This window comes from Blastococcus sp. TF02A-30 (genome assembly GCF_003319185.1).
Lineage (GTDB): Bacteria > Actinomycetota > Actinomycetes > Mycobacteriales > Geodermatophilaceae > Blastococcus.
Genome location: NZ_QOHJ01000004.1, coordinates 458,518 through 466,830, shown reverse-complemented (window position 1 = coordinate 466,830; position 8,313 = coordinate 458,518). Strand labels below are relative to the sequence as shown.

Genomic DNA, 8,313 nt, shown 5'->3' with positions numbered 1-8,313 from the left:
ATGACCGGCCGATCGGGGTGCTGCGCGGTGAGGCGCACGCCGCGCTGGTGCTGAACCCCGGTGGTGCCGACGGTGCCGGGTTCACCGGGCACGTCACCGTCCTGGCCCCGCTGCCGGCGCTGACCGGTACCGGCGGTGCGCGGGCCGCCGCCGCTGATCCGGGCGGGGCGGGGCGGTCCGGAGCGGCGGGGGAGTGCGGGCCGGCGGTGGGCGGGCAGCCGATCACCGCCGCCCACCTGCGCGAGCTGCTCGCCCAGCTCGGTGGGCTCGGGCTGCAGGCCCCGCCCGGCGGCAGCCTGGCGGTCGCGATCACCGACGAGCACGGCGCGCTGCTGGCCACCGCCACCCCCGCCGAGCTGGCCCGGCTGGCCGCCCGCGGCTGCCGAGCGCACGGCCGCGACGCGGCCTGCGCCTGCCCGCAGCTGTGGGCGCCGGCCGACCGGAACGGCTACGCGCCCGCCGCGGCGCAGGAGCGGTTCGTGCGGCTGCGCGACCGCACCTGCCGCCACCCCGGCTGCGCCCGGCCCGCCGGGCGCACCGACCTGGACCACGTCGTCCCGCACGACTGCGGCGGGCGCACCGGCTGCGACAACCTGTGCTGCCTGTGCCGCACCCACCACCGGCTCAAGACCTTCGCCCGCGGCTGGCGCTTCGCGATGGCCCCCGACGGCACGCTCACCGTCACCACCCCGTCCGGCATCACCCGCAGCACCCGGCCACCGGGCCTGCGCGACCGACCCGCGCTGCCCCCGCCACCGGCACCACCACCGGACCACACCCCGCCACCGTTCTGACGGCGGGAACGGCGTTGATCCCGGAGGGCTGGAGCCGGCGCGCCGACGGTGCGCCGTGGCAGATGGCCGCTGCGCGAGCGGGGGATGGGCGGGTCCGCCGGGTGGGTGGTCGGGCGCCCGTGGCGATGATCATGGTCGACCGGAATGAGACCATTCCGCGCATGTCCGTCGCAGGCCCGCATGATCCCCGCACCACCGACGTCGGGCGGCTGGTCGTCCGCTGCCCCGACCAGCCGGGGATCGTCGCCGTCCTGTCGCGGCTGCTGGCCGACGTCGGAGCGAACATCACCGAGTCGCAGCAGCACTCCTCCGACCCGCTCGGCGGCACCTTCACGCTGCGCCTGGAGTTCGTGTTGCCGGAGCTGGCCGCGCGGCGCCCGCAGCTGGAGGGGGCGCTGGAGCTCCTGGCCCGGCAGTGGGGGATGACCTGGCGGCTGACCGAGGCCACGCACCGGCCGACCCTCGCCGTCTTCGTCAGCAAGACCGACCACGTGCTCCAGGAGCTCATCTACCGGGTCCGGGCCGGCGACCTGCGGGCGGAGATCACCGCGGTCGTCTCCAACCACACCGACCTCGAGCCGGTGGCCAAGGGCGCCGGGATCCCGTTCCACCACGTGCCGGTCACGCCCGCGACCAAGGCCGAGGCGGAGGCCCGGGCGCTGGAGCTGATCGGCGACGTCGACCTCGTCGTCCTCGCCCGCTACATGCAGATCGTGTCGCCGGAGTTCTGCGCGCGGTTCCCGGAGCGGCTGATCAACATCCACCACAGCTTCCTGCCGGCGTTCGTCGGCGCGAACCCGTACCAGGCGGCGCACGACCGCGGCGTGAAGCTGATCGGGGCCACGGCGCACTACGTGACCCCCGAGCTCGACGCCGGCCCGATCATCGAGCAGGAGGTGGCCCGGGTCGACCACCGCGCGACCGTCGAGGACATGCGCCGGGTGGGCCGCTACGTCGAGCGCCAGGTCCTGGCCCAGGCCGTCACCTGGCACGTCGAGGACCGCGTGATCGTCGAGGGCGACCGCACGATCGTCTTCGCCTGATCCGACCCTCCGGGGCCGCCTTGTCTTGACTCAGTCAAGAAAACAGGGTTGGGTGGACCCCGATGGAGACGACGTGGGCGCACCAGCTGCGCCAGGCCGGGTTGCGGGTCACCCGTCCCCGGCTCTCGGTGCTCAGCGTCCTCGCCGAGCACCCGCACGCGGACGCCGACCGGATCGTCACCGGCGCGCGCGAACTGCACCCGTCGTTGTCCCCGCAGGCGGTCTACGGCGTGCTCAAGGCGCTCGTCGCCGTCGGGCTGGCCCGCCGCATCGAACCGGCCGGGGCCCCCGCGCTGTTCGAGCTGCGCGTGGGCGACAACCACCACCACCTGGTGTGCCGCTCGTGCGGCGCGGTCGCGGACGTCGACTGCGCCGTCGGGGCGGCCCCCTGCCTGAGCCCGTCGGACACGGCCGGCTTCGTCGTCGACGAGGCCGAGGTCGTGTTCTGGGGGCTCTGCTCCACCTGCCGGAGCGAGGACCGCCAGGTCCTCGCCACCGGAACGCCAGCGCAGGCACAGCACCACAACCGAGGAGGAACACGAGCATGACCGACGTCGCATCGCAGGGCCCGGCCCCGAGCGAGGCCGACCGCCCGGTCCTGACCAACCGTCAGGGTCACCCGGTCTACGACAACCAGAACCAGCGCACGGTGGGCGCCCGCGGCCCCGCCACCCTGGAGAACTACCAGTTCCTCGAGAAGATCAGCCACTTCGACCGGGAGCGCATCCCGGAGCGCGTGGTGCACGCCCGCGGCATCACCGCGTTCGGCTACTTCGAGGCCGACGGCACCGTCGGCGACGAGCCGATCTCGAAGTACACCCGCGCCAAGCTGTTCCAGGAGAAGGGCAAGCGCACCGACGTCGCCGTCCGGTTCTCCACCGTGGCCGGCGGCCGCGACTCCTCCGAGTCGGCCCGCGACCCCCGCGGTTTCGCGGTGAAGTTCTACACCGAGGACGGCAACTGGGACCTCGTCGGCAACAACCTGGGTGTCTTCTTCATCCGGGACGCCATCAAGTTCCCCGACTTCATCCACTCGCAGAAGCCGGACCCGGTCACCTTCGAGGCCAGCGTCGCCGAGCGCGCCTTCGACTTCTTCAGCCAGACCCCCGAGGCCATGCACATGATCTCGCTGGTCTTCAGCCCCCGCGGCACGCCGGCCAACTACCGGAACATGCAGGGCTTCGGCGTGAACACCTACAAGTGGGTGAACGCGCAGGGCGAGACCGTGCTGGTCAAGTACCACTGGTACCCCCGCGAGGGCGTGAAGTCCTGGGGCGCCGCCGACGCGTCGGCCGCGCAGGCCCTGAGCCTGGGCACCCACACCAAGGACCTGCACGACTCCATCGCCGCGGGCGACCACCCGCAGTGGGACCTGTACGTCCAGATCATGAGCGACGACGAGCACCCCGAGCTCGACTTCGACCCGCTGGACGACACCAAGACCTGGCCGCAGGAGCTCTTCCCGGTCCGCAAGGTCGGCACGATGACCCTGAACCGGATGCCGGTGGACAACTTCACCGAGAACGAGCAGATCGCCTTCGGCACCGGCGTGCTGGTGGACGGGCTGGACTTCTCCGACGACAAGATGCTGGTCGGCCGGACGTTCTCCTACTCCGACACCCAGCGCTACCGCGTCGGCCCGAACTACCTGCAGCTGCCGGTGAACGCCCCGAAGGCCCGGGTCGCCACCAACCAGCGCGACGGCGCCATGGCCTACGGCGTGGACCGCGCCGAGGGCACCAACCCGCACGTGAACTACGAGCCGTCGATCCTGGGCGGTCTGCGTGAGGCGGAGTACCCGACGCACGACGAGCAGGGCCCGGTCATCACCGGCCGGCTCACCCGCAAGCGGATCCCGCGCACGAACGACTACCAGCAGGCCGGGGAGCGCTACCAGCTCTCCGAGCAGTGGGAGAAGGACGAGCTGGTCGCCAACCTCGTCGGTGCCCTCGAGCAGTGCCGCCGCGACATCCAGGAGCGGATGGTGTGGCACTTCTTCATGTGCGACGACGAGTGGGGCCAGCGGGTCGGCGACGCCCTCGGCATCACCGCCGACGACGTCCGCGGCCTGGAGCCGCTGCAGACGCAGACCCTCAACGAGGACGAGCTGGCCCGTGCGGCCAACCTCGGCAAGAACGGCCCGCGCGACGTGACCGGCAAGGACATGACGCACTGCGTGCCGAACGAGCACGTGGTCGTCGCGTAACACCTGCACCACCGCGGCGGGCCGCGACCGGGACTCCCGGTCGCGGCCCGTCGCCGTTCGCGGTCGGCCGGCGGGGCCGCTCCTGCGGTCTTCCGGTGGGTGGATGCCGGTTCGTCCGAGCGCCGCGCGGGAACCTAGCGTCGGCCGACCGCACCACCAGCCGAGGGAGACGACGTGAGCGCGAGCTCATCAAGGACCGGGTCACCGGGCACCGCACGCACCGGCGGCACGGCACGAGCGGCGGCGTGGGTCGCCCCGCTGTGCTGGGTCGCGGTGCTGCTCGACGGCTTCGACCTGGTCGTCGTCGGCACCGTCATCCCCACCCTGCGCACGCCCGAGGAGTACGGGCTGTCCGGCAGCGGCGCGACGACGGTCATCACGGTCGGCCTGATCGGCATGATGATCGGCGCCCTGACCATCGGCACGCTCACCGACGTCGTCGGCCGCCGCAAGGCGCTGATCGGCGCGGTGGTCGCCTTCTCCGTCTTCACCCTGCTCTGCGCCTTCGCGCCCAACGCCTGGACGTTCGGTGCGCTGCGCTTCCTCGCCGGCCTGGGGCTGGGCGGCTGCCTGCCGACGGCCATCGCGATGGTCAACGAGTTCACCCGCGCCGGCCGCAGCGGGCGGGCCACCACCACGATCATGACCGGCTACCACGTGGGCGCGGTCGCCACCGCCGCGCTCGGCATCGTGGTGATCGAGGACCTGGGCTGGCGCTGGATGTTCGTGATCGGCGCCCTGCCCGCGCTGGTCCTGGTGCCGCTGATGCTGCGGCACCTGCCGGAGTCGGCCGCCTACCTCGTGGCGCACGGCCGGCGGGCCGAGGCCCAGGAGGTCGCCGACCGCTACGGGCTCACCCTGGAGCCGGCCGCCGCGCCGGTGTCCCCGGGCGCCGGCGAGACGACCGCCGGAGGCGCCGCCGCGACGGTCCGCACGCTGTTCACCGGCGGCTACCTGCGCAACACCCTGGTCATCGGCATCACCTCGTTCATGGGCCTGCTGCTGGTCTACGGCCTGAACAACTGGCTGCCGACGATCATGCGGGAGGCCGGCTACGACCTCGGCGACTCGCTGGCCTTCCTGCTGGTCCTCAACGTCGGCGCGATCGTCGGCCTGGTCGTGGCCGGCGGGGTGGCCGACCGGATCGGGGCGCGCACCGCCGGCGCGATCTGGTTCGCGTCGGGCGCGGTGTTCCTCGCGCTGCTGTCGATCGAGCTGCCCACCGCCGGGCTGTACCTGATGTGCTTCCTCACCGGCTGCTTCGTCTTCAGCGCGCAGGTGCTGGTCTACGCCTTCGTCAGCGCCAACCACCCGCCTCAGGTCCGCGCGACGGCGCTGGGCTGGTCGGCCGGCGCCGGGCGGCTGGGCGCCATCGTCGGCCCGGTCATCACCGGCGCGCTGGTCAGCGCGGGAACCGCCTTCCCCTGGGGGTTCTACGTGTTCGCCGTCGTCGGGGCGATCGGCGCCCTCGCGCTCACCGCCGCGCGGCGGCGGGACCACGTCCCGGCCTGACGGTCAGTCCAGGACGGCGGGCCGCCACCCGCGCAGCGAGCTGACGACGGCCAGCGCCTCCGCCCGGTGCAGGTCGTCGACGGTCAGCTCCCGCTCGGCCAGCTCGCCGCTCTCGACCAGCCGGCCGCGCTCGACGCCGGGCAGGCAGCCGACGTCCAGCGGGGGAGTCCACCACCGGCCCTCCAGGCAGACGGCCAGGTTGGCGATCGTGGTCTCGGTGACCCGGCCGCGCTCGTCGACCAGCACCACGTCGTCGGCGTCCGGGTGCCGGGCGGCCGCGTCGCGGTAGACGCCCCGGCGGGTGGTCTTGTGCCGCAGCCACGGGGAGCCGGTGTCGACCGGCCGGTCGTCGACCGCCAGCCGCACCGGGCCGTCGGCCGGCTCCGGGAGCGGTGACGTCGTGACCGCCACCGCGCCGTCGCGGTGCAGCAGCAGCCGCACCCGCGCGGGACCGTCCACCTGCTCCAGGAGCTCCACCGCGGCGGCCCGGTCGAACGGGAAGCCGACGTACGCCGCGGAGGCCGCCATCCGGTCCAGGTGCCGGTCGACGTCGCGCACCCCCGTGCCGGTCCGGTGCGCCATCGTCTCCAGGAGCGCGAACTCCTCGTACGGCTCGGCGAGGATCGCGGTCTTGGCCAGCAGCTCGGCGTGCTCCGCGGCGGGATCGGAGCTCCAGGTGATGCCGCCGCCGGTGCCGTACGTCGCCGTCCCGGTGCCGCGGTCGACGGTGAGCGTGCGGATGGCGACGTTGAACCGCGCCCGCCACGGGTGGCCCGGCGGCGCGACGACGCCGACGGCACCGCAGTAGACCCCCCGCGGCCCCGGCTCGAGGTCGCGGATGAGCCGCATGCTCCGGTGCTTGGGTGCCCCGGTGACCGAACCGGAGGGGAACAGCGCGCGGAACACCTCGACCAGCCCCGTGCCGGGCGCCGGGCGGGCGGTGACGTCGGAGGTCAGCTGCCACACCGTCTCGTACCGCTCGGCCGTGAACAGCGCCGGGACGGCGACGCTGCCCACCTCGGCCACCCGGCCCAGGTCGTTGCGCAGCAGGTCGACGATCATCAGGTTCTCGGCCCGCTCCTTGTCGCTGGCCAGCAGGCGGGCGCGGGCGCGGGCGTCCTCGGCGGCGTCGCGACCGCGGCGGGCGGTGCCCTTCATCGGGCGGGTCAGCAAGCGCCCGGGAGACCACTCGACGAACAGCTCCGGGCTGGCGCTGGCCACCACCCAGCGACCCAGGTCGAGGTAGGCGGCGTGCGCGCCGCGCTGGGCCCAGGCCAGGTCGGCGTACAGCTGCTCGAGGTCGCCGGAGACGTCCGCGGTCAGCCGGGTGGTGAGGTTGAGCTGGTAGGTCTCGCCGGCCGCGATGCGGGCCCGCACCCGCTCCACGTCGGCCCGGTGGCCCTCCTCGCTCCAGCCCCGCCGCCAGGGCCCGACGGAGTAGCCGCGCGCCAGGCCCGGCGGCGGCGCGATCGGCGCGACCGGCTCGGCGCGGTCGCACAGGGCGAACACCGCCAACGGGGGAGCGTCCTCGTCGCGTGGGTGCACCGGCAGCGCGGGGTCCAGCCCGGCCGCCGCCTCGTAGCCGACGTACCCCACGGCCCACGACCCGCCCGCGGTGGCCCGTTCGACCTCGGCCAGCACCGGGACGACGTCCGCCGTCGCCTCGGCGACCAGGACCCGGGTGGGCGCGCGGAACTCCAGCGCCGTCCCGGCCGGCAGGTCGTCGACGCGCGCCCGGACGGCGCCCGGCGGGATCACTCCCCGCGGGGCCGCTTGCGGTCCTGGTCGGCCAGGAAGCGCTCGAACTCCGCGCCGATCTCCTCCGCGCTGGGCACCTCGCCGGCGCCGCCGAGCAGGTCGCTGCCCTCGCGTGCGGCGGTGAAGGAGTCGTACTGCTGCTCCAGGGCGGCGACCACCGCGGTGTTCTCCGAGGAGCGGGCGATCTGCGCGTCCACCTCGGTGCGGTGGGCCTCGGCGGCCTCGCGGAGCGTCTCGGTGGGCAGGTGCAGCCCGGTGAGCCGTTCGAGGTGCTCGACCAGCGAGAGGGACGCCGCCGGGTAGGTGGTCTGCGCCAAGTAGTGCGGCACGTGCGCGGCCACGCCCAGCGCGTCGACCCCCTGCTCGCCGAGCCGCAGCTCGAGCAGCGCCGAGACGCTGCCCGGGATCCGCATCTCGCCCCAGTAGACGGGATAGGGCTCGATCAGCTGGCGGCGCGACGCGTGCGCGGTGACGGTGACCGGCCGGGTGTGCGGCACCGGCATCGGGATGGCCTGGAGCGCCACCACCGAGGTGACACCGAGCCGCTCGACGAGGGCGGAGACCGCGGCGACGAAGCGCTCCCACCGGTAGTCCGGCTCCGCCCCGTGCAGCAGCAGGAACGGCTCGCCGGCGTCGTCCTCGAGCGCGTGCAGGGAGATCTCCGGCGCGGCGAAGGCCTCGTAGCGGTCGCCGCTGAAGGTCATCCGCGGGCGGTGGGCCCGGTAGTCGACCAGCGCGTCGGCGTCGAAGCGGGCGATCAGCTCGTTCGGGAGCGAGGCGAGCAGGTGCGCACCGGCGAGCGCGCCGGCGTGCGCGGCGTCGAAGTCGCCGGCCAGGTCGTGCACGAGCACCAGCCCGCGGCGCTGCCCCGGCTCGGTCACCGCCGCCTCGCGGGCGAGGAAGCGCTCCGCCGCGGGGAGCAGCTCCACGAGCTCCTCAGGGGACCGGTCCACCGGGCGATACCTCCGTCGACGTGGGAACCACTACCGCTGAAGCCGTG

Annotated in this window: 7 protein-coding genes; 5 read left to right on the top strand and 2 right to left on the bottom strand. The window is 74.1% G+C overall.

The genetic code is table 11. From position 1 onward, the window contains the following. The 5 genes from DQ241_RS20590 to DQ241_RS11800 all read left to right on the top strand — a co-directional run. Positions 1-794, top strand: a 794-nt coding sequence (locus DQ241_RS20590; RefSeq protein WP_199584424.1) for an HNH endonuclease signature motif containing protein, incomplete at its 5' end; no start/stop codon positions are given. A 161-nt stretch (positions 795-955) separates the two neighbouring features. Continuing rightward, the gene (gene purU, locus DQ241_RS11815) at positions 956-1,837 is read left to right on the top strand and encodes a formyltetrahydrofolate deformylase (RefSeq protein WP_113830423.1); all 882 of its coding nucleotides are present in this window, start codon (positions 956-958) and stop codon (positions 1,835-1,837) included. 62 nt (positions 1,838-1,899) lie between these two features. Continuing rightward, a complete protein-coding gene (locus tag DQ241_RS11810; RefSeq protein ID WP_113830345.1) occupies positions 1,900-2,385 on the top strand; it encodes a Fur family transcriptional regulator in 486 nt (161 codons plus the stop codon). After that, the gene (locus DQ241_RS11805; protein WP_113830344.1) at positions 2,382-4,043 is read left to right on the top strand and encodes a catalase; all 1,662 of its coding nucleotides are present in this window, start codon (positions 2,382-2,384) and stop codon (positions 4,041-4,043) included. The genes DQ241_RS11810 and DQ241_RS11805 overlap by 4 nt, the downstream gene beginning before the upstream one ends. A 174-nt stretch (positions 4,044-4,217) precedes the next feature. After that, a complete protein-coding gene (locus DQ241_RS11800) occupies positions 4,218-5,555 on the top strand; it encodes an aromatic acid/H+ symport family MFS transporter (RefSeq protein WP_199584422.1) in 1,338 nt (445 codons plus the stop codon). A gap of 3 nt (positions 5,556-5,558) precedes the next feature. On the opposite strand, the gene pabB is transcribed toward DQ241_RS11800, so the two are convergent. Together pabB and DQ241_RS11790 are read right to left on the bottom strand one after the other, a co-directional pair. Beyond that, positions 5,559-7,313, bottom strand: a complete 1,755-nt coding sequence (gene pabB / locus DQ241_RS11795; protein ID WP_233492381.1) for an aminodeoxychorismate synthase component I — start codon at positions 7,311-7,313, stop codon at positions 5,559-5,561. After that, positions 7,310-8,266 (bottom strand): proteasome assembly chaperone family protein, encoded by a 957-nt coding sequence (locus DQ241_RS11790; RefSeq protein ID WP_113830342.1) that lies wholly within the window; start codon positions 8,264-8,266, stop codon positions 7,310-7,312. Before DQ241_RS11790 ends, pabB begins: the two co-directional genes overlap by 4 nt. Positions 8,267-8,313 lie beyond the last annotated feature (47 nt).